The following is a 23778-nucleotide window of genomic DNA, read 5'->3' as shown; positions in this document are numbered from 1 at the left end:
GACCGGAATTACTCCGAGATCTTGAATTGGAGGAAGATCGACTCCTCAGGGGAATTCTCCATATTCGTATCGAAAACGACTTTGCCAAAGTCCTTGCCGAACAACCCGTTCAGTTCCACCGGCTCGGTCCCCGCGGGGATTTCTATGGTGATCGGGAAGATCTTTTGAGACTTGGTCACCTGAGGCTCGCCGATCATCACCCGAACCTTATCCACAATGGCGTCCGGCGTCACCCGTTTGAAGGTGATGTTGGCATCGGGGTAGTCGTTGGTTTTCACCGCGAGCAAGAAACTCTTTTTGAGACCCTCTTTCTTTGTCCCATTTCCCATCTTCAAAACATCTCTCTCTTCGTCGTAATCATTGCCCGCGATGATTCGAATGGGATTGATGCATCGACCGATGATTTTCAACGGAATGGACTCCGATTCGCCATCTTTAAAATGCCGGACGAACATCAAGTTCGTATTGATATTTCCAGAGGGGACCCCTTTGTTGACCGTCACCTTGAATTCCAACACCTGTCTCGCTTCGTCGTAGTTGGGAAACTCGCCAGGTTCAGGTTTTCGGGGTTGCTCGAGCGAAACCGAAAACTTGGACGAGATCGCGGAATCACCGACCGAAGCGGTGGGTACATCCAAAGGGATTTCCTCGAAACTGAAAAGTCTCCCTTTGAACTCGTGCGACTCATTGGACATGAACTCGCCGAGATCCAGCATGGATGGTTCGAACATGAGGGATTCGCCCACCCGGCCCTTGATCGTCAGCTTGATCTCCTCTTGGTTGGGAGCCGATGTTCCGATCGTTGCAGTCTGGGCAAAGTCGCTGCTAATTCCTTCGACGATCCACTCGAGCTCAACCTCGGTCGTGTCTCCCGGCTTAAGGGTCGCTTTCTCGAATTTCCCGACCGTGCATTTGCAACTGCTCGCCTTGAACCAAACGTCCGCGGTGGATTCCCCAGCATTCTTGAAGACAAATTTATGGCTTCGGCGAGTCCCTTTTTTCATGGTGCCGAAATCGAGTTCCGTTCCGCCCACGACCTCGATTTTCGCAAGATCCGCTACTTCCACCTGCGTCGATTTGGCCAACGCGGCATCCATATCCTCCACAACGCCGTAGATGTGCTTCAGCCCGGCGGTTCTTCCGCTCAGTTCGCTCGTCGCGATTCCAAAACCGAGCCCAACGCACAATAGAATGAGGATCAACGCTGTTTTCATGGGTCTCAAGCCGGCAAAAGATCGGTCGATCAAAGTCGCGACGCGCTCCGGGCGTCAGCCAAACAAAATGCTATTCTGACAATTGCAGCGAACTACGCAACCTCGCGAAAGCCGGTTCAGCGCGGACAAACCCGCTCGGATCCCTCCCCCAACTCGGATTTCCATCCACGCCCCAACCCGCATGCAGCCTATCGGGCAAGTAAACGGTGGCGGCTGCCAACTTTCTGTCCGCATGGGGCGTGGTAGACTCGATCGCGTCGACTTGCCTCCATCCTTCGATTGCCCCCTCCACATCGCCATCGGAGAAGGCGAACAAGGCGTATTGCAATTGCACGGGAATGGACGAAGGGTACATGGCAGCCGTTTCCCGACTCGCAGCGCTAGACCGACTCACCAATGTCGCAGCCAACTCGGAATTCGCCTGACTCTCGTCGGCCAACATGCGGTTCCATATCGCGCTTTGATACGCAATATTCCAGCTCCGAGGCGACCGCTTTCTCATGGCGTCGTCTGCCTTGAGGAACAGGTTGATCCACTCCCGACGGGCTGACTCTCCCATCCGTCTGTCCATGGATTTGCCCAGCGCATGCTTGGCAATCTCTTCCGGTATCTGAGGTGCCCACGGATGAACTTCGAGCATCGTTTCCCACTCCGAGGAAGAAGCCGATTTCCATTTCCCCATGGCCAAATCGGTTTCCCAGGTAGCGAGCCGATTCTCAGGACCATAAAAGAAGATCAAGAACACTCCCACTAACCCAATCCACGCGACCAACGGGATCGATGGACTCCAGACATACAACTCTTCCCGTCTCATGGCACGACGAGTGGGACCGATAAAACCAAGCACGGCACCGATCACCGCTGTGTTCATGTTCCCCGGCTGCATCCACCCCCCGGAGAACAGAAAATGAATCCCGAGAAACGTGCAAAGGATCAACCCTATCTTCATGCCGTTCTCAAAAACGAACCGCTCCCACGTAGGGGACGCGAGGGTTAGATAGGTGTAAAAACACCCACCTGCAAACAAAAGAGCGGTCAGTTGGGTATCCAATTCGGGAGACAAAAAGGAGAAGGCAACCACCGATACTAAACCAAAAGATGCGCCGAAGTCCGATGCCTTGAGACGCCGAAGCCCCTTGTCCTCTTTGCGATCGTGGTTCTCGGCAAGTAGAGATGCTTGGATAGGCATCAAGGCGAATCGCTGCAGAAGACCAAATCCAATACCTGCTGCGATCACGAGGGTAGGAAGTCCCGCCCACACTCCGATCTCCATCCACATGTTGTGGGGATCCGCGGGGGTTTCGGAGGCCGAAAGTTCCTTGACCCGGACATACATGTCTTGGAATTGGAGTGGACCATCTCCTAACCAAGGCGATCGTTCGATCAATTGCCACGCGCCTCGCCAATACTCCATGCGATACGCCAAAGACTTTCCCGCCTCGGTGAGCAATTGAGGATCGCGCCAAAAGATATAAAGTGCAATCAAGAACAAACCCAAGAGCGACGGTGCTGCGATCGACCAATAACGACTGCCGCGATCCCAAGAACGACGTACCACGGGATGCGCGATCAATCCTAACAAAGCGCACGAAACCGCGGATGCGATCCAAGCCGTACGGCTTTTGGTCAGGACGAGCGTCCAAGCTGCCAGGACAACGAGCAACCAAAGTGTCAGAAAATAGGAAGGGAATCGCCGCGTCCAATGCCGACTCCGACGCTTGCCTCCACCTTCCGGTCCCGTGTCAGGAAGACATAGCCACACAATCGCACCCAGCGCGACCACGAGCCAGGGACCGATGAATCCTGCCAACGAATTCGTCAATGCAAACGGCCCCATTGGTTCAGTGCTCATCAAACGATTTGCAAACTGCATCGCTTCCCCTGTCCCGGGGACGATCCCTTTCCCCTGCAATATGGCATCGGGGTTGGCTGCAAACTGCTCTCGCAATCGAGGCATGCTGATCAAGTATTGGTACAAAGCATACAAGACCGTTCCAGCCGCCGTACCGAGAACCCACCGTAGATGGGACTCCATGCGTCCCGGCTTCGTGAACTGGTAATAGGCAGCGCTCGCTACCCCCAAGAGAGAAACGGATTGCCAAAATCCTAGCGTCGCGGATCGAAAATTCCCTCGATCAAACACTTGGTACGTAGCTAATAACAACCAAGCAAAGAATCCGGTGATTGCTAACTTCCAAGGCAATGAAATAGTGTGGCGACTCTCACCCAGCAATCGGTCGATCGACGTGAAGAAACCCAATGCCAATCCAATGAGGATCAGGTAAAGAGAGCTTCCCATCGATACACTCGTCGAATCGCACGGATTCCACTGCGACATGACCCAATAAAGCCCCAACAGAAATTGGGTCACGCGATCCGGGAGCTGAATGACCCAGTTTTCATGATTCTGCAACTCCTGGTTCGACTTCACGAATCACCTGGTCCTCTTCGCAAGATCCCTTCAATTTGGCTCACCAAAAACAACATGCAAATCACAATCAATAAAACCAACGACGCGCCCACCAGATCGGTTCTTGGCAAGAGCAATGCCCCTAATGAGCAAGTGATCGTAGCCAAGTAAATTGCCCAGACCGCTTGCTTCTTACTCAAGCCCAAGCTCACCAGACGATGCGAAAAATGCCGTTTATCGGCTTGAAAAGGACTGCGCCCTTCGCGCAATCGAATCAAAACCACACTGAGCGTGTCATAGATAGGTATCGCCAAAAAGCAAAGAGGCGCTAACACAGCATGAGGAGTCGACCCTCTTGCGTCTACATAGGTTGATAGCAGAGTCGTAATCGCGATCCAGTATCCGACAAAGTAACTGCCGGAGTCCCCCATAAAGATGGAAGCGGGAGGCCAGTTGTATCGCAAAAAACCAAGCAATGCACCTAAGAGCGTCAAGAGCATAGCGGAAACGAACAATTGAGGCTGTTTGGGCAATTCCCCACCCGGCAATAACAACATGGCGGTAAGCATGACGCAAATGATCGCCGCAACACCCGAGCTGAGCGCGTCCATGTTGTCGAGCATGTTGAACGAGTTGATCAACAAAACGATCCAAAAGACGCTCATCAAGGACGTAAGCCATGGAATCTGAATATAGGCGGTAAGCTGAAGATTCTGCCAGTACACGACGACCCCTGCCACCAGGAACTCGACCGCCAATCGGAGTTGCCAAGGCAATCCGCGGAGATCGTCGAACAGCCCCAGAACGGCCAACGCGATCCCTCCTCCCAGCAACACTCCAAACGCCCCAAGTCGGCTCACCAAACCAGGGAGATGAACAACGACCGATTCCGGCAACAACTGCTGAATCCCTAACCAGTCCCTATGCAGTCCCCAAACCGCGACAGCCCCGATCGCAAAGGTGAGAGTAACCCCTAACGCGATTCCGATTCCACCACCACGAGGGATCGGAACCGTATGCACCTTGCGATCGTTCGGTAAATCCATCAAACCCAAATTCAACGCACGCTTGCGAACCCAGCCGACTACCCACCACGAGATGATCGCCGCCGGAATGACCGTTCCCGCCACCAGACAAATCAAGAGCTTCCAGTCATTGGTCATGCGGTGTCGTGGTTGCGATGCGAAGGGAACGAGAAGGGTCCAATCCGGCGAGCGCCAGACCGGGCCCCATGATAGCTCGCAAACCGGAACCAGGGCAGGGTAGCCCTGCAAATCCAGCCTCCGACGACGCAAATCGCCTCACTTGCCCGAACTAGCCATCTGCCATTGCATCGCTTCAGCCCCGACTGCTATGAACCGATCGCGGACATGGAAAAACGCGAACTTTGCTAGCACTGCATGAGCCGAAACCAACTTCTCCACTATTTACTCAGAACCTGGTGTCGAGCGCCCGACTTGTCGTGCGTCCCGCTCCTTTTCTGTTTGGTGGGGATATTCTTCTGCGGCTGTGCGACGCAGAAGTACGTCACCATGCGTTCGAATCCGTTCAATCCACTGACCGAAACACTGCAACTGGCAGCCCGCTCTGGCCCCCAGATTACGGCGCGGACATCATCTCTGCTCCGGCACTATGCACTCCTCGACCTGTACGAAAAAGATCCAAGCGGCTGTTTGATCCAATTGCAGGAACTCGCAACCGATGAACGGGGAGCTGAGAAGGTCTATGCGATTGCGGAAGTCGCCTACATTATCGGGACCAAAGCCGAGCGGAGCGGGAACGAAGGGCAAGCCCTCGACATGTACAGCGTCTCGGTGAGCAACGCGTACCTCTATCTCTTTTGCCCCGATCTGGATGTCTCCCGAAACCCTTATGATCCTCAGTTTCGCGGGGCTTGCGATCTCTACAACAGCTCCTTGGAAGCCACACTGCGATTGGTCAGCCGGCAAGGGAATTTGAAGCCTGGCAACAGCTACCGCATCAAGACATCGGCCAAGGATTACGACGTGCAAGTCGTCGCACGAGGCTCCTGGCGCGATGCCGATTTCGCGCAGTTGAAGTTCTGCAGCGACTATCAAGTCAGCGGATTCGACGCCGCCAATGTGAGCTTCGGCGTCGGCGTTCCCATGATCGCGGTTCGCCGTCCGCATGACGGAAACGATCCGACCGAGAAGTATTACCCCGAAGGCCTTTCCTTTCCCGTCACCGCCCTGCTCCGCGTTACTTCACCGACTCTCCACACGTCTCGAGACAGCCAGCACCGCCATCCGTGCGTCCTCGAACTGCACGATCCATTGGATTCCACCGACATCCAACTGAACTCTCGTTTGGTCCCCCTGCAGTCCGATCTGAGCACCCCATTGGCCTACTTCCTGGATAACGAAAAATTTCGCGAACAAACCAATAGCACTGTAGGACTTTTCGATCCGAACAAAACGGAAAAGCTTCGGGGCATCTATATGCTCGAACCCTTTGACCCCAATCGCGTTCCGGTTGTGATGGTTCACGGGCTTTGGTCAAGCCCTTTGACGTGGATGCCCATGTTCAACGATCTGCGATCCTTTCAAGAACTTCGGCGCAACTATCAGTTCTGGTTTTATCAATATCCAACCGGCCAGCCCTTTTGGATCAGCGCGACGCAGATGCGAAGCGACCTTCATGAACTTCGCCAATCCTTGGACCCAACTCACCAGTACCCAGTTCTAGACAACGTCGTTCTAGTAGGACACAGCATGGGCGGTTTGGTCTCGCGAATGCAAACCATCGAAAGTGGCGAAGAATTTTGGCGAGTCCTGAGCGATAAACCTTTCACGACGCTTCAAGGTGACGAGACGGAATTGCGACGCCTGGCTGCCGCGCTCTACTTCCATCCCAATCCTTCGATCAAACGGGTGGTCACGATCGGGACCCCGCACCGAGGCAGCGACTACGCAAACGATGCTACCCGGTGGCTGGGCCGCAAGCTGATCAAGCTTCCCACGAGTGTGACCGAGATGGGGAACTCCCTCATCCGCCAGAATCCTGGAGTCTTTCAAAATACAGAACTGATTACGACCACAACCAGTATCGACTCCCTCAGCCCGCAATCACCGATCTTTCCAGCCATGCTCCGCGCCCCACGCGCGCCCTGGGTTCGCTACCACAACATCATCGGTCTGGTACCTCAATCGAGTTGGCTCCAAACATCAGACGAGCCTAGCGATGGTGTCGTCGGGGTGCAAAGCGCCATGATGGACGATGTGATCAGCGAAATCTTGGTGGAGTCGAAGCACCAAGACATTCACTCGAAACCCAGAGCGATCCTCGAAGTTCGCCGCATCCTGGTCGAACACCTCAGGGAACTGACGCAGTACCCGCAAATGACCGCGATCCTCGATCTTCCTCCCCATTGGAAGCAACGCCCGGAAGCATCCGAGCAGCACGTTCCATGGAATATCAACCAGCCGACCTCACAAGTCGTGCCGGCATCCGCTTTCGAGCCGCTCCCTTTTCCTGAGAAATCGAAGAAGAAGCTCCTGCCGATTCCGTTGATCAAGTAACCGATCGAGTAACCGTATCGCGTCTAGATGACGACAGGTTTATTCAACGCGCGGCGGATCGGCACAAATTGGCCTGCGTGCATCATCGCGTGGGTCGAGATCAAGATGCAAACGGAACCCATCGTAGGGAACCTGCCGCGCATACGCTCTGGACTCGGTTTGTCCAGATCGCTTTCGGAGAGTTGATCCAAGACGCGAAACGTTGCTTCTTGTACGTCCGCAAAGAGCTTCATGTATTCTTGGGTAGAGAGGAAGTCTGCTCGGTTGCTGCTCCCTGCATTCCCTTTTGCATGCTTCGCTTCGAAGCCTTCAGGCAATTTCGGAGCGCTCTCCGGTGCAACCATTTGTAGCAATCCGCAGCCGGACGAAATCAAATGGCCCAGTTGCCAAGCCACACTATTGCAGCCAGGGCCTGGGCATTGCATCAACTCTTCATCCGTGAAGTCGCCCACATAGGCCTGTAGGACCATCGAACTGAACTTGTAGGTTTCTTTCAACGTCTCGATTGCGTTCATATTTTCTCCCGGTTACCTGCGGTCCTGCCCGCCTTGTTATGTCTTGATCGTTAAACAAGGCAGCCAGTCTAGCTTCGAGGGCATGAACGGGCAATCGCGTGTAGGAGGTGCTCGTCCTACACTCCGTCTTCCAAGCTCGGCGCAGGCTTCTTCCTTCCATCACCTGCCTTGGCTGGCTGTGAAGGAGTAAAGCTATCCGGAGTGAAATAACTCGGGTTGCTGTTGGATTGCGGAACTCTCGGGGGAATCGGCGTGGGAACAGTGCCCCCGCTCGGATAGAACCGACTCGACGGGTACGAACCTGAATAATTCGGAGTCGCCATCATCCGCATACCAGGCATGCCCGTCATACCAGGCATGCCAGGTACCGGTTGCAAATGGTCTTGGTGAGGCAATTGATGAAACGCGGGTGGAAACCCAAGTCCGTTGCTGTCGTTTTCTAGCAAGGTCATTCGCAGTTCGACGATTTTCTTCATTTGATCGGACCGCTTGTCGACGATCGACTTGAGCTTCGCAAGCTGTTCCTCCAGCAGTTGGATTTGTTCTTTTCGAACGTCGAGATCGTGCTGAAACTGCGCGGCGAAGTAGCTGCGAAGCAAGTCCTTCGCTTCTGTCTTCTCCTGTTCGCTCCCTTTCTCGTTGCGAAGCATTTTCTCCGCCTCTCGCAACTTGGATTGGGCTGCCCGCTGGGCCGACAATTGTTCCGGAGTGGGAGGACCATCGAGTCGCTCGATTCGGAATTGATCATCTTCCCAAGTCAACAACTCTAGTTTCGGTGAGGCGGGCTCCCACCTTGCCATCCCTAGAACATGTGTCAGGGGGCCAGTGGATGCGACGGGAGCGACGGGAGCGATGGTCGCAACAGGGGAATTCCACTGTCCGGGCGACGACGGCCGCATCGGCACCTGTACCATCGGTGGCTGATTTATCGGCGGCTGCGCGATCGCAGGGCTTACCGCTTGGGGCTGCGAATCAATCGTCTGAGAAATACTCGGCAAACTGTTCTGAGGTGGCTGCTGCGCGTAGACGACCACACCCAAAGACCCCGTGAGCGCGAGACCAACCAGCGCCGCGTTTGACTTCCAACTAACTTTCATGATCCAACCTTTCTAAAAAGTGAATAGTCCATCCTCCGAACGGGATTCCATTCGTTATTTCCAAGCCTCGGTTTCCAAACGTTGATTCCAGATTTCTTGCTCCAATTCCATGAACAATCCATCCTCTTGCGACATCGGAATGGTCTCCGATGCATCCCACTCCAACTCGAGACGATGGAGTGATGAAGACAATTGTTGCACCTGGGCGTCGATGGACCGTTCTTCGGACAAAGTGGCTTCCCATTCCGATCGCAATCGCAATAACTCGCGAACGGTGATATCCGACATCTCGGGTTCGCTGACTACCATCGGGGGCGAACCGGTTTCTGTTTCCTCCCCGATCCATTCCCATGGTTTCCAAGCCCCGATCACGACTACGCCTGCGATCAACAATGCTGTCGACAGTGTTGGCCGAGAGAGTTGCCACCAACGCGGTTTGGGAATCCCCAAAGTGAGTTGGCCCGATTGAAGTAAGACGAGCAACCGATCGATTTCCAGCTCCACATGTTTGGCCGTTGCGAATCGATTCCGAGGTTCCTTTTCAAGCAATCGGCTAACCAGTTCGCTGACTTCGCGAGGAACATCGCATCGGACTTCATGCACGGGTCTATGGGGATCATGACAAATTCGGTTCAAAATCCCCATTGCGGTTTCGGCACGAAAAGGGGGGCGGCCGGTCAACATGAAGTAGAGGACGCATCCCAGTGAAAATTGGTCGCTGGCACACTGGATCGACTCTCCCCGTGCTTGTTCTGGCGACATGTAATGCGGTGTACCCGCCACGACACCCGTCCGTGTCATGGAGGCGTCGTCCACGGCTCGCGCCAATCCAAAGTCGCTCAGGAGGACGCGATCAACATTCTCCTCCATGAGAATATTGGCGGGCTTAACATCTCGATGCACCAAGCCTTGTTCATGAGCGGCCGAAAGACCCGCTGCCGTTTGTTTGGATATACGGAGGACTTCTTCCACGGACAAAGGGCCTTGCCGGTCCACTTTGCTTTGAAGGGAGGAACCGTGAACACATTGCATCACGAGATAAGGCAAGCGATCGTCGGTCTCGACGTTGTAGATCGGAATGACATTGGGATGGATGACTGCCGCCGCAGCTTGCGCTTCCCTTGCGAAGCGTCTCCGAGCCGATGCGTTGTTGGCCAAGTGATCGGAAAGGACTTTAATCGCTACAGGCCGATTGAGCTCTGTATCAAACGCCTTCAGAACCACCCCCATCCCCCCCGTGCCGATTACCCGTTCGACGTTGTATCGCCCGATGCGTCCCAACAACTCCGGATGGGAAGGAGGGGAAAGGAAGGCGAGGGAGACGCGTTCCGCCTCGATGTTGGTGTCGTGAGGTAGTTCGCTCCCCACTTCGATTGAAATCCAAGTCGATTCGTGGGGGGCCGAACTCGGAAGCTCCTCTTCCAACCAGGATTGTCGCGCCTCATCCCACCAATCCGATGGCTGATCCGAGGCCTTCTGCAGTTGCGACCGGCAGTCCTCACAGCCCTCGACATGCCGAGTTGCCTCGTCGATGGCCGTTTCGTCCAGCGAATCGGAAAGGAGACTTTTCCACGCGGCGGAGGTGCAGGGTTTGGTTCGATTAAAGGGCATCGCATGCCTCCCATTGGCCGATGAGCGACTTCAGTTTGGCCGTTACCCGACATTTGGCGATATACACAGCGCCCGGTGTAAGCCCTAGCTCCTTGGCTATCTCGTCCGCTGCGCGACCCAAGACCGCTGTTCCCCAAAACGCCTTCCAGGTGGTTTCGTGAAACGAATCACGCATCTGCGCGGCGGCGAGCCGGAACATTTCACGACGGTAGTCTTGGACAATCTCTTCTTCCCCCTGCGATAGATGCGGCACCCGTTGGAGGATATCCCACTCGGCAGTTTGCCCCGTCGCGCGAAGTCGATGATGCTTGGTGACGTAGTGAATCAACTGATTGCGTGCGATGCGAAAGAGCCAAGCCCGAAAGGGGCCTCGGCTAGGATCGGGGGTCCATCGCGGAACGGCATTGGCCACCGCCAAAAAAACGTTTTGAGCGATTTCACGTGCGTCCGCTTCCTGCAATCCGCGCCGGCGAGCGAAGCGAAAGAGGAGGGGCTCGTAAATCGTAACGAACTCCCTCCACGCCTGTGCGTCGGAGGCGGTTGGAAGTCGCAGAATCAAGCTTTCTCGCGTGTCAGGTGTCGAAGGCATTCTCGAATCGTCCTCGGGGCTGGTGTGACTGGAAATGTACACCAACCAACCGTCGATTCCTTTCACCACTCCCCCAAAAAATTTTGCGGTATCCCATTTGGATGGCCGAAAAGTGGCCCCCCATAACGGATCCATTCTGTGTTAGACTCGGTCCTGCGGCCCCATTTGAACGGGGCTACCTACCCTCCGTCGCCGCTCGCGATCATTACCCCCAAATCGAGACGACAACAATGCTTCCTTTGCTGTCCCTTTTCCGCACCGGGCATCTTTGGCCGTGTATCGCAATCCTTGTGTTCTCCGCCCCCAGTGCCGGTCAGGAGGCTCCATCGGATTCGAATTCGATCGCCAAACCAAACGTACCTTTTCCCGAAAAGGGAATCGCGGCCCGCTATCCGGGGGACCAAGGCATCCAAAAGGATCCGCTGGTCATCTTCGCAGAAGATTTCGAAATCGATTCTATCGACGATTTGCGATCGCGATGGGAAACTGTTCGAGATCCCGAAGTCATGACGCTGGACTCTCAAACCCCCGATGGAGGTAAGGGGGCCAAATCCCTGCTGATTGCTCAACGCCAAGAGCTGGGGACCGGCGCGGATCTCTATCGACGACTCGACGCAGGGTACGAACGTATCTTTGCCAGGATGATGGTGAGATTCGCCGACGACTGCGAGCCCATCCATCACTTTGGGACTTGTTTGGGTGGAAACTACCCCTCCACGGCGTGGCCCAGCGTCCGAGCCGGCGAGCCGACGCGCGGTGACAAAGCGTTTTGGGTCGGAATCGAACCATTTGGAAAATCTTGGCGATGGGACTACTACACGTACTGGCACGCGATGCGAGGAAGTCCTCCACGCGGTCAGACATGGGGCAACTCCTTCATCCAAGACCCGAAACTGACCATTCCCAAAGAAAAGTGGATTTGCGTGGAAACGATGGTCCAGATGAATGACATCGGCAAAAAGAATGGGGAAATGGCACTGTGGATCGATGGCACTCTCGTAAGCCATCTTGGGCCTGGTTTTCCTGTCGGCAAATGGGTCTTCGACAAATTCCTCCCGGGAGAAGGGGGCGAAGGGGTCCGCTGGAACCCGGACAAAGGGGATCGCGAATATCTGAAAAACCCACCCGAAGGGACCCCATTTGAAGGCTTCGAGTTTCGGACCATCGATCAACTCAACGTGAATTTTGTTTGGCTCTACGTTTACATCACCCAGGGGACCAAAGGGCATGCCAATCGGGTATGGTTCGACGATGTCGTGGTGGCCAAGCAATACATCGGGCCGCCTGAGAAGGGACCCGCGAAGGGACCCGATAACGGGAAGAAACGTCCCTGAGCGACTTGAACAGCTCTCTCCGACGTGCGAGCTGCTATCCGAATTACTTTGAATTGAGATACGACGCGGCGATCGCAAAGGCGATGAGCAAGACGATCCAAACCAAATCGAGGAAGTGCCAGTAGAGAGCGCAAAACTTTAGGCCCAAAGTACGCTCATGATCGTATTTGTCTCGGCAAGCCGAGAAGGCGGTGCGCACCAATCCAAGAATGCCAACAAGTACGTGCAATGCGTGGAGAAGAACCAGAACAAAGGTAAACGTGTAAGCACCTCTCCGAGCATTGTCGGAGACTTCGACACTCACCTTTTCGGAAAGAAGAATCAAACTGTACATCCCTTCGGATTGCAGCAGCATGAAGAGCATTCCGCAAAAGAGGGCGAGGATCACCGACGATTTGACCATCCCTTCCTTGTCGCGACGCGCGGCGCGGTACGCTAACTCGAGAAAGCCCGATACACCGATGAGGAAAATGCTAGATGGGATGAAACTCATCGGCAGTTTGAGAGAGATCGTGGACTCCCCTGGCGCGGGCTCAACACGAAGGGCCACGTAAATGACGTAGAGCAGGATGCTGGAGAAAAAAAAGACCCCGAGCGCGAGCAGTAGCAACCAAACACCTTGCATCGCACGCTTGTCCGCTGGCAGCATCGGTCGCAAACTCGTCATGAAAAAAGGTACGGTGATAGTAGTCCGGTTGGTATACCCGTTGAATGCACTCGATGAACAACTCATCGCTCGCGGACCGAATCATATCGGGTTCCACTCCAACTGACGAGCGCATGACAAATTGCCACACCGAACCCCTGTGAATTCAAACAGAAAACGCTCAAAAACAAATGGGCCCTTCTCCGCTCGTTTCCCCGCGAAGCTAAGATAACGAATCGAAGTGACCGAGAGGCATCTGGAAAACAGGAATTGATCAGCGCCGATGGAGAATGTCAGACTATCGCCTCATTTGCCGGAAGGCCCCGCCTTTCGGCTTTCCGTTCGATCGACTCTCTTGGTCGCTGCTTTCCTAACGTCTATCGTACCGGTCATCTTACTGACGAACGTCCCGTTTTTGATGGGGCAGGAGAGCATTGCCAAAGGCGACGATTCCACAGCGGCAGAAGACCCTTTTGTCGTGCAAGATGGGTTTGAGGTCTCCATCGTTGCCGGGGACCCGCTCGTCCACGATTGCTTTGCCATGACATTGGATCCAGAGGGGCATCCTGTTGTGTCGGGCCCTGGCTATATCAAAACTCTCTTCGACGATAACGGCGATGGTATCTTCGATCGGTCGGTGATTTGGAGTTCGATACCCAAGCAGGGAGCACAAGGACTTTGGGCAGAAAAGAGGCAGCTCTACTACGTCGGGGATGGCGGATTGTGGTTGAGTGAAGACACCAACGGAGATTACATCGGCGATCGAGCTCCTCGCAAGATTCTGAATTTGCCAACCGGGGGGGAACATGATGCGCACGCGATTCGGCGAGGCCCCGATGGATATTGGTATTTGATCGTCGGCAATTTTGCTCAAGGCATCGGAGGATTGTTAAACGATAGCGCGTCGCCGATCCAAAAGCCACGGAGTGGAACTCTTTGGCGAATCAGTCCTGACTTCTCAACACGGTCCGTTTGGGCGCACGGAATGCGCAACGGCTACGACTTTGATTTCCTGCCTGACGGGCAAATTGTCACCTTCGATAGCGACGATGAGCGCGAATCGGTTTTACCCTGGTATCGCCCGACCCGTGTCATGGTGCTTGGGCCAGGCAGTGACGCTGGTTGGTGCGGACAGACTTGGAAGGATGGCGATAAGCAAATCCTGATGCCGCAAGTTCTTGGAGCCATGGGCAGATCTTCCCCCACCGGAGTAGCGGTCTACGAACACTCGGCATTCCCCACTCGCTATCGGGGCGCCGTCTTTGTTTTAGACTGGACGTTTGGACGAGTCTTGGCCATTTACCCCAACGATAACCTGCCCGAGGATGCGAGAGCGCCCGGTCGATTGCCAGCGGAGATCTTCATGCAGACGACCGGGACGGTCGGTTTTGCGCCAACCGACATCTGTGTGGCTCCTGACGGTAGCCTTTTGATTTGCGTTGGTGGTCGCGGGACAGCAGGTACGTTGTATCGCGTTCGCTTCCAAGGCGAGGCAACCGCCGAAGAGACGGAGCAATCCCTCGCGCTGGCCCTTGAGAAGTCCGGAATTGAAAGGGAAACGGCGTCGCATGTCGCAGCTGCATTGCAGGCTCCCAATCCCTGGGAAACTTGGTCCGAGGCAGTTTGGACGGGGACATGCAAACGTTCGGAGTTCGACTGCCTGCTTCGCATTGTTACCGGGGAATTAAAGCTGGATAGGGGCGCGAACCCTGGCATTGCAACGACTCTTCCTCTACGCGCCGCGCAACTGTTAACGCGAATGGGAGTCGGAGTTCCAACGCGAGCCTTGAACAATGGATTTGGCCAACCCCATCACGATCGTTCAGGTCTTTGGTGGTTGGCTGGGCGCGGCAAATCGCTCTCCGATCCCAAGGAGCAATCTCGCGTCGCCTCGTGGATCGGGAGCGAATCTCAAACCACAGACCTTTCCTCCTGGGAAACGCATTTGGGGCCGAATGCAGAACGATTGAAGTGGGAAGCGATCGGCCTAAGGAGGATTTCAGTTCCGGTCAAGAACTCAGAGTTCGTCGACTCCGATGCGGATTGGGCACGCGTCCTGAGACGTACTTGGCTGTGGTCGGCTTCCAGAATCGCCCCTTCGCCGACGCGAGGGCCCGGCAACGTCGATCAACTCTTCGCAAAAAAGCTGTATTCGAACAGTGGCACGCTGGACACACCCTTGTTGGATGCATTGGCCAATCGAGTCCCCTCGGAAGAGCCCAATTGGAATCGCCGGCAAAGGATGGAGGTCCTTGCGATGCTCCAGTGGGCCCTCGGTGAACGACGCACATCGCTAACAGGTCAGCAGGATCCACCGAACCCCGATGTGCTGGACGGCTACCGATCGGTCAGCTTAAATCAGTTGCCTGCGAACGTCCGGTCCGCTTGGGTGCAGTGGGTTGTTTTTATTGGATCGAAAGCGCATCTCGACGGAGAGGACGAGCTTGAGAGCGAGGCGATTCGAACGCTGGCCATGTTGGAGCCGACGGACTTGAAGACATTGCGTTGGTTGCTTTCCCTCCCTGGAGATGAAAGTCACCCCACCTCGGATATTCATTTGCTTTGTTGCGTCGCGCGATGCACCGCGGCCCGCAGTGCAATCGATTCGGAACGAACGGCTGCGATCCTCGCCGGTGTGGTTCGAAAGGTACGGGAGTATGGCCTCAATACAGATAATCAATGGCCGAAACGGTTGCAGCAGTTGATCTCCTCGCTGCTCGCTCGCGATTCGACCCTTGGGAGTTCCTATGTCCGATTGGTGGATTCTTACATCCCAGAGGATCTGTCGATCTTGATAGGGTTTCCGTTGGATGTCCAATCCAAAGCCAGAAGTCGCATGACGGAATTGTTGTGGAAGTCGGACCCTGAGACTTGGGCTCCGGCATTGCTCAAACATTGTTTGCCCAGTGGTGAAATCGAAAAGGAGTGGGACGAACCGATTCGCAAAGCGGCGAAGGTGTCGAAGCTCAAAGCGATCGCCTTGGACGCGATCGCACGCAACCCACGGAGCACCGACTATGAACTGCTACTATCGACGTTGAACGAAGAGGATCGAAACCTCTGGGAACCAGCATGGAAGGGGCTTCAGAAGCTCTCCACTTTGGAGCCGAGTCGAGAATGGCCGATTCTTGCCAAGGTCGCTTTCGCGGCCGGGCAATCCAAAATCGGGATACCTTTTGCAGAAATCGCGATCCGTTGCAAGCGGGTCGGCGAGTCGTGCGAGATCCGGGACCTTCCCAAACAAATGGCGTGGGAACTCTGGCAGCCTATCTTGTCACGCTACGTAGCCGGTGAAGGTCCGAAGGTAGGGCATGATGAGTCTGCAAGCAGTTGGCGAAACAAAGTGAGCGAAGCCAAGTCGTTCGAGGGAGATGCCGAGCGAGGACAGTCCCTCTATGAAACACGATGTCTGAATTGCCATGGCGGTCAATCGGCGTTGGGTCCCAGTCTTGCGGGAGTGACGAAACGTTTCTCCTCGGAAGACCTCTTCGTTGCGATTTTTGAACCAAGTCGCGATATTTCCGACCGGTATCGTGCCCTCAAAGTACTCACGGTCGATGGCGACGTTCTGACGGGAATGTCGATCTACAAGGCCACCGATGGAACAACCTTGATGACACCAAAAGGCGAGACGGTTCGAATCAATCAGAAAGATATTGAAGAACAATCCTTTTCCAAGGAATCTCTGATGCCTTCCGGATTGCTCGACTTCGCAACTCCCCAGGACCTCGCGGATCTCCTCCGCTATCTCCAAACCCTGTAATCTGCGCGTGAAACGAAACCGCCTTGGATAACATGGTTTCCGGGCATGCGCTCTACGGCATGGGCGCGATGTAGTAGCGGTCAAATCGATTGTATCGAATCAACAGGGGGGTGAATAATACCTATTGGATTTGTTGAGATTCTGATGCGGTATCGGGAATCCACAATCAATTTCGGAGCCACATTACATGAGTCTCCTGCGGTTTGGGTCGCTCCACTGAGTTTCAGGAAGGCTTATTCGCCCTCTAACCGCGAACGTCGAACCTATCAACGTAGGAGTTGCTACGTGCTCACCGATCCCGCCTACACGATCGATACGAAGGACCTCCCCGTCGGAGCTCTCTTGCCATTTGACCTGCGTGACCCATCAGGACGATTGGTTCACAAGGCGGGACTCCCGATCACCGATAATCTCTTGCGGCGCCTGAGGTCGATGGGAGTTGCGACTGTCACGGTGCGCGGAGAGATGGGATCGGATTCGCTGGAGAGTTTGCCACGTCCCAGCTTTGATCCAGCCCTCATTGCAGAAATTCACCGACGTTTGGACGCCACCGTAGAAGTTCTCACCAAAACGTTCCGTGATCTTCACAACGCGGCAATCATCGATATCACACTGTTGCGAAACTGTATTCGCTCCTTGACGACCCATTCGCGTCGCGAGGCACCCGCAATCCTTAGCATCATTGCGCACAAAGCGGTGGGGGCATGTGCAGAGCTCGCCCAAGCCATTGCGGAACGATCGGCGCGTCTGGCATTCGTATCTTCCGTATGCGGTATCGGGATGGGGCTAGGTCACGAATCAATATTGAACATTGGGATAGCCTCGATGTTGGCGGACGTGTCCCATTTGCGACATGCCGATTGGTATGACGAGCGACTGCGATTGCGTCCCGAGGTCACGACAACCGATGGATATCTCCAACACTCTGTTGAAAGTGCGCAACTAATCGCCGAATCAACACGAGTGGACTACGAGATTGTCGAAACAATCAGTCAACTCCAAGAAATCGGGGACGGTTCAGGAGTTCCTCTCGGCATTCCGTCGAGTCTCATGCTGGACAACGCCAAGATCGTTCAGATCGCAGATATCTATCTTCAACTCGCCGATCCTCAGTTGCAAGATGAGCCCTATTTTGAATCCGATGTGCTCGGATACTTGATCCACCAAGCTGGAAAGGGAAGGTTCGACCGCGAGATTGTCCGCGGGTTGATCCAAACCCTATCCATGTATCCCGTCGGTGCTATGGTCCGGCTCAGCGACGATTCGCTGGCGGTGGTCGTCCAAGCCAACCCCAACAATCCGTTCCAGCCGATCGTTCGAACGCTCGAGTCAGGAGGTCGAGTTATCGATCTAAGCGTTTCATCGCTATTCATTCAAGGACCAGCGGCTACCGCTTCGAAGCCTCGAAAGAGAATAAGCAAGCAGATGTTAGACGTTGAATTGTGGCGACCACAAGTCTCCCTCGACCAGCTTCAACCAAATTAGCCGACGGCTTGCCGAATCTCTCGCGGTCGCATAAACAAGAGGAACCGGCGTATGCTTGTACCCGGTTTTCGCCTAGTTCCGTTCGAGCTAGTGTGACCCTGCCTCTTGGTTCAACGCCCGAAGTGCGAGCGGCTCATGCGTGGAAAACTTTGGAAGAGAATCTTACTGTCCCCCTGGGTCTTGCTCCCCGCGGCGGTGTCCGTCGTGTCGTTTTGGATCGGATATCCTTGGCTTGGCCTCGGTGCGAGTTTGGTCACGGCCGCTTCGTTCGCCGGGCTTCTGGCGTTTCGCTTCGACGCGTTGAAACGGTCGATGGAATCCGAGGCAGAAGACGAGCAGGCGCGTTTGCTCGAGCAAGCTCTCGATATGCTGGCGACTCGATTGCGTGCAGATCGCGACTACCGAACAAAGGATGCGTTGAGTATCGCGCGCGCATCCCGCGAGTCGTTTCGGAAAAGTAGGATGCAAAACGAGCTTCCAATCCAGTCGGTCGAACTGCAAAAGCAATTCGACTCGCTCTTCGAAGCCCTTATCGAACAACTGGAACGATCGCTCGAGTTGTTCGAACAAGCAGATAAATTAAGCGGATCTGCGAGAGACACCATCCTTCAGGCGCGAGAATCGTGTGTTGCCGAGATCACAACCGCTTCGATTCAGCTTCACAAAGCTGCCGAACACTTGGGAAATATTATTCGTTCCAGAAAAGAAGAGGATTTAGCGCCCCTGCAAGAAGAGCTGGAGGCCTCCCTTCGAATTGCCAAACGGGTCGAGGAACGATTGAGGGAATGGGATGAATCCATCTCTCCGTCCCTACGAGAAAACCAATAACACGGACTCTTCCCCAAAAATGGGGAGCTCGACCACTGTCTGGTATTTCCGTCGGTTAGAATGCGGTTCCAGACAGGTTTTTCATTTTGCATCTCCAATCATCACACGCTGAGGAGTCTTATTTATGTTCAGTGCGATCGGTCGATTCTTTCGCGCACTCAAGTACTTGTTCACCGGAAAGGTCGATTCGGCCGCCGATGCTATCAGTGCTAATCCCACGGTGATCTCGGCGACCTTTGACCGCGTGATCGAAGACAAAAAGAAACGCCTCAACGAGTACAAAGATGCCATCAGCGCGATGATCGCCCAAGAGGAGAACAAAAAGGAGCGATTGTCTGACCTGACCAAAGAAATCGAGAAGCTTGAGAAACTCAAAGCGGGGGCCGCTGCCCGTGCCAAGTCGCTGGTCGACAAGTACAACGGCGATGCGGTCGCGGTCAAGAACGATCCGGAGTATGTCAAGTGCCAGTCGGCCTTCAAGGACTTTACCAGCACCCTCGAGGAAAAGCGTCAGCGAGCGACCGAACTTGATGATGACCTCAAGCAATTGATCATCAATATCAGCGGTCACAAAACGCAGATTCAATCTCTCATGCGCGATCTAGAGAAGATCAAAGAAGAAAAGCACGATGCGGTCGCCGATGTGCTCTCGGCCAAAGAGGAAAAGCAAATCGCAGATATGGTCAATGGAATCAGCAACGACCGAACATCCGAAGAATTGCAGCGCTTGCGCGACATGCGTCAAAAGGCTGTAGCCAACGCGCGCGTCTCCCGGGAACTGGCCGGTATGGACTCCAAGAAAGCCGAAAATGAATTCTTGGAATACGCACAGAAGAATGCCGCCGACGATGAATTCGACGCGCTCATTGGGCTTGGTGCAAAACGAGAATCCGCCGAACCCGCCGCAAACGACACCAAGATTCCCGAGGCATAACCCCCGTGCTTTGCTAGCGTCCCCCGTCAAGCCGTCGTCCTCGACTGCTTCGCACCTTGGACCAACATCCCCAGGCCAGAAAACCAAATCCATTGGCCTGCTGAACTTTTAGAGACCTCAAGGCGATCCAGAACGGTCGAGGACTACCGTTCGACAATGTCGATCTGTTGTCCTCAACAGATCAGGATCGCCTGACGCGCCGCGCCAGGTAAGAATCTTTCCCTCCGGACGATTGGCTACGGAGCTTGGTGGGGAGAGGTGGTTTGGACGAAAGAGCGGTGGTCTATAGCGCAGAACGGTCGAGACGACCGTTCGACATGTCGATCTGTTGTCCTCAACAGATCAGGATCGCCTGACGCGCTGCGCCAGGTAAGAATCTTTCCCTCCGGACGATTGGCTACGGAGCTTGGTGGGGAGAGGTGGTTTGGACGAAAGAGCGGTGGTCTATAGCGCAGAACGGTCGAGACGACCGTTCGACATGTCGATCTGTTGTCCTCAACAGATCAGGATCGCCTGACGCGCTGCGCCAGGTAAGAATCTTTCCCTCCGGACGATTGGCTAAAGAGCTTGGTGGGGAGAGGTGGTTTGGACGAAAGAGCGGTGGTCTATAGCGCAGAACGGTCGAGACGACCGTTCGACATGTCGATCTGTTGTCCTCAACAGATCAGGATCGCCTGACGCGCCGCGCCAGGTAAGAATCTTTCCCTCCGGACGATTGACTAGAGAGCTTGGTGGGGAGAGGTGGTTTGGTCGACAGAGCGGTGGTCTATAGCGCAGAACGGTCGAGACGACCGTTCGACATGTCGATCTGTTGTCCTCAACAGATCAGGATCGCCTGACGCGCCGCGCCAGGTAAGAATCTTTCCCTCCGGACGATTGACTAGAGAGCTTGGTGGGGAGAGGTGGTTTGGTCGACAGAGCGGTGGTCTATAGCGCAGAACGGTCGAGACGACCGTTCGACATGTCGATCTGTTGTCCTCAACAGAACAGGATCGCCTGACGCGCTGCGCCAGGTAAGAATCTTTCCCTCCGGACGATTGGCTAGAGAGCTTGGTGGGGAGATGTGGTTTGGTCGACAGAGCGGTGGTCTATATCGCCAGAACGGTCGAGGACGACCGTTCGACATCCCGTCAAGCCGTCGTCCTCGACTGCTTCGCACCGTGGACCACTATCCCCAGGCCAGAAATCCAAAACCCCTTGGGCCTGCTGAACTTTTAGACACCTCTAGGCGATCCAGAACGGTCGAGGACGACCGTTCGACAGTGTGTAGCAGTCCTCCCATCATTCGCCGCTTGCCATGTAGGCAACATCAAGGTTTCCCGGCGGTCCTGGGGGTGGGGGTGAAGGTCTCGGTTCCAGTTACGTTTTCACTGAGGCGGGCGGAGTATTCCATCAAGCTTCCTGCTCCGGAGAATCCGACAACGCGTTTATCCCACTCCAACTCCTTCGAAATCATCCTCCCGGCGTCCAAATCAAACTTGATCGTCCCGTCGCTCAATTGCTGAAGGACCTGAGCTTCTTCTTTGGGATCGGAGATGATAGTGATCATTTCGCTTCGTACGGAAACGGTTGCGACGCCAGCGCTAACCTTTTCCAGTTTGAACAACTCCCGGAATCGCACCGGTTTCAGGGACCCGTCGTCGCGCATGATGCGCAGCTCACGAGGAGTTTCCCAGGTGGCTCCGACAGCCACAGGGTTCTCGGGCAGGGGAAGTGTGATATCCCCCATTCCCAGGTTAGGTGGATTGGAGTCATCACTTCGCGCGATGATCAAACCTTGCTCATCGATCGTCACTTTCGAAATAACGCGACCGATCGATTCGGCTGCCGCTTGGAATTGCGGCAAGGGTGGTTCTTTTTGGCTTGAGGTGTACCGAATCTCTGCCCCTCCGCCGATCCGTTGAGACATGTCGATATCGGTGATTCGATACTCGAATGTCATCTTTCCATCTTCCACTTTGAGGAACTCCCAAACCTTGTGGGAGACAGTTCTCGAACTGGAATCCTGTTCTGTCGAATCGATCTTGGTATTTGTCTTTGCTAGGTGAACGACTTCGCTAATAACGCGAGTGCCAGGTTCAAACCGATAGCGCATCAGATAGGTTTCACCGCTTTGTTCACTAGGATTTTCAACGATCGTTTTGCGTTCGACCTTCCGCATTCCTTCGCCGTCTTTCGAAGGTCGCGCAGGAGACGTTCCCGGATTGGAAACCGGTTTTGCTGGTATGCGCTTGGCAGGTGTTGCTGGTTCGGATTGACTGCCCGAATTGGAATTCAGCTTGCTCTCAATGGGAACCAAGAGTGAGCGTTCCCCGTTCGCGGAAGTCTTTTGTGGTTCTTGCGCAAAACCAATGCCTGCACCGATGACGAATACAAACAAACAAGTGGGGATTGTTTTCCATCGCATAGAATGATCGACTCTCGAAGACGGTCTGATTGAAAGACCGATATGGTTTTAGGGGACAAACGGACCTGGAAACGGTCCGTTCAATGAGAGATAGGACACAAACGGCTTGGCAATCGCCCTTGCTTCGTTTGAATTACTTCAGTGTGGAGTCCGGTTCCGCACTGAGATACTTTGCTTCTTGAGGTACTGGAATCATCAGCAGATTGCCGGTCGGTCTGTAGGGTTGTATGGTTTGACCGAGAGAGCTCGGTGCAAAGGGGACCGGGCTTTGTCGACGCAAGAGTCCGATTTGTTTGCGAATGTTGGAAAGGTCTTCTTGGATGTCTTGAATGACCTTGGAATCCTTTTCCGCAATAGGAGCGGCGGGATCATTTTGCATCGCCAACTTCAGTGCCTTCTCGGCTTTTTCTGCTAATTGTGCGTGGAGTGTTTCTGCGAGTTGTTGCTTCACTTCTGCAACGGCGACTTGGGCCACGAGCGTTGCGTTCTTTTCGGCCAGAGCGTGGATTTGCTCCAGTGCAACATTCCGTTCCGTCATTAGCTGTTCCGTCATCTCAAGTCGCGTGGCGAGATGAGCACGCTCCACCAACAGCCTTACAAATTGATTGGCGGAAACGGGGACTTCCATTTGCTTTAGGCCGCTTTGCTGAAGAATCAAATCCAGTTCGTCCTCGGGCTGAGCGTATTCCATACCAGCAAAGTGGGTTACCGGGGGAGCTGGCGGTGCCGCCGGAACCATCAAGATCGGTTCTTCGGTGGCGCTTTGGGCGTTTTCGTCCGAAGCCGCAGGCGTTTCCCCATCCTCGACGACGACACACTTGCTTTCGGTGCAGATTTTGTGTCCGCATTCGATCACGCCATCGACGAGTTTGTCCAGTCCTTCAGAAAGAGAGCTGGAAAAGGTGAATGGCTGCTGAATCGGGGCAGAGGTGGCGTCCGCTAAGTTCTGTTCCGATGCTTGGACCCATTTTGCTTGAACGGCAGGGACCCCAGAACCAAGTTTGCTTTCTGCGGTATCCGGGAGCTTGCTAATCTGGGCCGAAAGGGTGACGCGAAAACGAGGACGATCCATCAATCTCTTGGAGATCCTGCTCAAAAAGGTGGACGTCTCGTCTTCCTTCGCGGACTCTTTTTGGTCGCTCGCGCAAGCGGTTTGATCTGCTGCGGGCTCGGCGGTCACGCACGGGCAGGCCTTGGATTCAGGTTTGCAATCCTTTGGGCATTGCGTCGGACAGCCTTCGTCAGCGAATGCGACCGCGGGGAGAAGACTCAACCAGGAACCGATTGCATAGATAGATACTTTTTTCATCGACGCAGCCTCCGTGCTTGCATCCGCAAGAATCATGTAGAAATCCGATCCGCTCGGAGCTCACTTGCCGTCGACTTTAATGAATCTGGGGAGAAAT

At 54.6% G+C, this 23778-nt stretch carries 16 protein-coding genes; 6 read left to right on the top strand and 10 right to left on the bottom strand.

From position 1 onward, the window contains the following. Window positions 1-8 precede the first annotated feature (8 nt). The 3 genes from VN12_RS03485 to VN12_RS03475 all read right to left on the bottom strand — a co-directional run bounded on the left by VN12_RS03485 (window position 9) and on the right by VN12_RS03475 (window position 4787). Entirely contained in the window at window positions 9-1214 is a 1206-nt protein-coding gene (locus tag VN12_RS03485) for a DUF1573 domain-containing protein (protein ID WP_146675526.1), read from the bottom strand. Window positions 1215-1284: 70 nt separating this feature from the next. Then, window positions 1285-3645 carry an O-antigen ligase family protein gene (locus VN12_RS03480; protein WP_146675525.1) on the bottom strand — a complete coding sequence of 787 codons (2361 nt, stop codon included), beginning with the start codon at window positions 3643-3645 and terminating at the stop codon, window positions 1285-1287. Then, window positions 3642-4787: an MraY family glycosyltransferase gene (locus tag VN12_RS03475; RefSeq protein ID WP_146675524.1), complete on the bottom strand. Its 1146-nt coding sequence runs from the start codon at window positions 4785-4787 to the stop codon at window positions 3642-3644. Before VN12_RS03475 ends, VN12_RS03480 begins: the two co-directional genes overlap by 4 nt. 369 nt (window positions 4788-5156) lie before the next feature. On the opposite strand from VN12_RS03475, the gene VN12_RS03470 reads away from it, so the two are divergent. Beyond that, the gene (locus VN12_RS03470; RefSeq protein WP_168164196.1) at window positions 5157-7163 is read left to right on the top strand and encodes an esterase/lipase family protein; all 2007 of its coding nucleotides are present in this window, start codon (window positions 5157-5159) and stop codon (window positions 7161-7163) included. Window positions 7164-7186: 23 nt separating this feature from the next. On the opposite strand, the gene VN12_RS03465 is transcribed toward VN12_RS03470, so the two are convergent. The 4 genes from VN12_RS03465 to VN12_RS03450 all read right to left on the bottom strand — a co-directional run bounded on the left by VN12_RS03465 (window position 7187) and on the right by VN12_RS03450 (window position 10975). After that, window positions 7187-7678, bottom strand: coding sequence for a DinB family protein (locus VN12_RS03465; RefSeq protein ID WP_146675522.1), 492 nt, complete (start codon window positions 7676-7678; stop codon window positions 7187-7189). A gap of 116 nt (window positions 7679-7794) precedes the next feature. Continuing rightward, window positions 7795-8775, bottom strand: coding sequence for a hypothetical protein (locus VN12_RS03460; RefSeq protein ID WP_146675521.1), 981 nt, complete (start codon window positions 8773-8775; stop codon window positions 7795-7797). 54 nt (window positions 8776-8829) lie between these two features. Continuing rightward, window positions 8830-10386, bottom strand: coding sequence for a serine/threonine-protein kinase (locus tag VN12_RS03455; RefSeq protein WP_146675520.1), 1557 nt, complete (start codon window positions 10384-10386; stop codon window positions 8830-8832). Continuing rightward, on the bottom strand, window positions 10376-10975 hold the full coding sequence (locus tag VN12_RS03450) for an RNA polymerase sigma factor (RefSeq protein ID WP_168164195.1): 600 nt from the start codon (window positions 10973-10975) through the stop codon (window positions 10376-10378). Before VN12_RS03450 ends, VN12_RS03455 begins: the two co-directional genes overlap by 11 nt. Window positions 10976-11205: 230 nt before the next feature. Here VN12_RS03450 and VN12_RS03445 point away from each other — a divergent pair, with 230 nt between their 5' ends. Next, window positions 11206-12309 carry a hypothetical protein gene (locus VN12_RS03445; RefSeq protein ID WP_146675518.1) on the top strand — a complete coding sequence of 368 codons (1104 nt, stop codon included), beginning with the start codon at window positions 11206-11208 and terminating at the stop codon, window positions 12307-12309. A 43-nt stretch (window positions 12310-12352) separates the two neighbouring features. Here VN12_RS03445 and VN12_RS03440 read toward each other — a convergent pair whose 3' ends face one another. After that, window positions 12353-12976 (bottom strand): cytochrome c oxidase subunit 3, encoded by a 624-nt coding sequence (locus tag VN12_RS03440; RefSeq protein WP_168164194.1) that lies wholly within the window; start codon window positions 12974-12976, stop codon window positions 12353-12355. Window positions 12977-13238: 262 nt separating this feature from the next. On the opposite strand from VN12_RS03440, the gene VN12_RS03430 reads away from it, so the two are divergent. The 4 genes from VN12_RS03430 to VN12_RS03415 all read left to right on the top strand — a co-directional run bounded on the left by VN12_RS03430 (window position 13239) and on the right by VN12_RS03415 (window position 19965). Further along, a complete protein-coding gene (locus VN12_RS03430) occupies window positions 13239-16718 on the top strand; it encodes a c-type cytochrome (protein WP_168164193.1) in 3480 nt (1159 codons plus the stop codon). Window positions 16719-17003: 285 nt separating this feature from the next. After that, window positions 17004-18203 carry an HD-GYP domain-containing protein gene (locus VN12_RS03425; RefSeq protein WP_146675514.1) on the top strand — a complete coding sequence of 400 codons (1200 nt, stop codon included), beginning with the start codon at window positions 17004-17006 and terminating at the stop codon, window positions 18201-18203. A gap of 135 nt (window positions 18204-18338) precedes the next feature. Further along, window positions 18339-19031, top strand: coding sequence for a hypothetical protein (locus VN12_RS03420; RefSeq protein WP_146675513.1), 693 nt, complete (start codon window positions 18339-18341; stop codon window positions 19029-19031). 124 nt (window positions 19032-19155) lie between these two features. Further along, the gene (locus VN12_RS03415) at window positions 19156-19965 is read left to right on the top strand and encodes a PspA/IM30 family protein (RefSeq protein ID WP_146675512.1); all 810 of its coding nucleotides are present in this window, start codon (window positions 19156-19158) and stop codon (window positions 19963-19965) included. A 1309-nt stretch (window positions 19966-21274) separates the two neighbouring features. Here VN12_RS03415 and VN12_RS03410 read toward each other — a convergent pair. Further along, on the bottom strand, window positions 21275-22372 hold the full coding sequence (locus VN12_RS03410; protein WP_146675511.1) for a hypothetical protein: 1098 nt from the start codon (window positions 22370-22372) through the stop codon (window positions 21275-21277). A gap of 133 nt (window positions 22373-22505) precedes the next feature. Continuing rightward, window positions 22506-23681: a hypothetical protein gene (locus VN12_RS03405; RefSeq protein WP_146675510.1), complete on the bottom strand. Its 1176-nt coding sequence runs from the start codon at window positions 23679-23681 to the stop codon at window positions 22506-22508. Window positions 23682-23778: the final 97 nt, after the last annotated feature.

Source organism: Pirellula sp. SH-Sr6A (genome assembly GCF_001610875.1).
GTDB lineage: Bacteria > Planctomycetota > Planctomycetia > Pirellulales > Pirellulaceae > JBKCUI01.
This window is presented reverse-complemented; position numbering and strand designations above follow the sequence as displayed.